The organism is Methylobacterium sp. CCH5-D2 (assembly GCF_001556475.1).
Taxonomy (GTDB): domain Bacteria; phylum Pseudomonadota; class Alphaproteobacteria; order Rhizobiales; family Beijerinckiaceae; genus Methylobacterium; species Methylobacterium hispanicum.
Genome location: NZ_LSIX01000259.1, coordinates 1 through 573 on the forward strand (window position 1 = coordinate 1; position 573 = coordinate 573).

Annotated in this window: 1 pseudogene; it reads left to right on the top strand. The window is 78.4% G+C overall.

What is annotated here, in order from left to right:
- Positions 1–286, top strand: a pseudogene (locus tag AX737_RS07085) (hypothetical protein); the annotation flags it as partial.
- Positions 287–573: the final 287 nt, after the last annotated feature.

The window sequence follows — 573 nt, forward strand, 5'->3', positions numbered from 1 at the left end:
GCCCAGGCCACGCCCTCGCCGCGCCAGCCGCGACGAGGGCGTGGCCTGGGCGGCGGCGCAGGGCGCCGCGCGGGCGATGCGGACCGCGCCGGCGGCCCCCGAGCCCGTGCGGGAGGCCGCGTCCGAGCCGCCCGCCCCGGACGCGGCGCCCGACGCCCTCGACGCGGTTCTCGACGCGCTGCCCGGCGCGATCCTGGCGAGTTTTCGCGAGGAGCAGGAGCGCCTGCGCGAGGAGGCCGCCCGCGCGGATGCCCCGGCGGAGGCGGCGGAGCGGCTCGCGGCCTGAGCGGGACCGGTCGGCCCGTCGATGGATCGGCGGCGCGGCCGGGCAGGCCGGATCATGGCGGTGCTCCGATGCGGGTTCGGCTCCGCGCGGTGAGCACCGCCGGAGGTTGGGCCGAAGAGAGGATCCGAGAGGGGACGCGGGACGCCGCGGAACCCTGAGTGTTGTGCGTACGGATGCCGAGTTCCCCGGCGTCCCGCGGGTCGGAGAGGCGTCTGCGCCCGGTCCGGCCCGGCTTGTCGTCGCGGTTTCTTCTCTCCCGCCTGCATCGACCCCGATCTTGCGGGGGC